General features: G+C 57.8%; 1 tRNA gene and 1 rRNA gene. Both read left to right on the top strand.

Going from position 1 to position 535, the window contains the following annotated elements:
* Positions 1 to 247: 247 nt before the first annotated feature.
* Positions 248 to 365 (top strand): 5S ribosomal RNA (rrf, locus tag HJV72_RS18805).
* 51 nt (positions 366 to 416) lie between these two features.
* Positions 417 to 490 (top strand) — tRNA-Ile (locus HJV72_RS18800).
* Positions 491 to 535: the final 45 nt, after the last annotated feature.

Raw genomic sequence — 535 nt, 5'->3', positions numbered from 1 at the left:
AACTAAAACGGAAGAAGGAGTAGGGGCCGTTGTCTATTGCTTAGTTACCAAGGAGTGAGTGCGCAGCTCGGAAGGCGGCACCGCAGCAGGGAGCGGGCTTCCTGAAGCGGTGATGGCGGAGGAGATGCATAAGAAGGCTTGGACGTAGCCCGAGAAGAAGCGGAAGCGGATTGGAGGGCGGAGGGAAAGGCTGCACTCACGTACAATCAGAGAACCTTCCCAGGCCGTCAGAAGCCGGGAGAGGACTGCTGGTGGCGATGCGCCCGGGGGAGACACCCGTACCCATCCCGAACACGATGGTTAAGGCCCGGGCGGCCGATGGTACTGCACTGGAGACGGTGTGGGAGAGCAGGTGGCTGCCAGCATTAAAAGAGAAAAAGAGGCGGAAGCCTTTTTTAGATAAGAGACCAGAGAACGGGCTTATAGCTCAGCCGGTTAGAGCGCACGCCTGATAAGCGTGAGGTCGGTGGTTCGAGTCCACTTAAGCCCATGTAAGCAAGCCTTCATCTGAGGAGGTAAGGCCCACTTAAGCCCA

Origin of the sequence: Extibacter sp. GGCC_0201 (genome assembly GCF_017566055.1) — a bacterium.
GTDB lineage: Bacteria > Bacillota > Clostridia > Lachnospirales > Lachnospiraceae > Extibacter.
The sequence above is the reverse complement of the archived record's forward strand: the minus strand, read 5'-3'. Positions and strand labels throughout refer to the sequence as shown.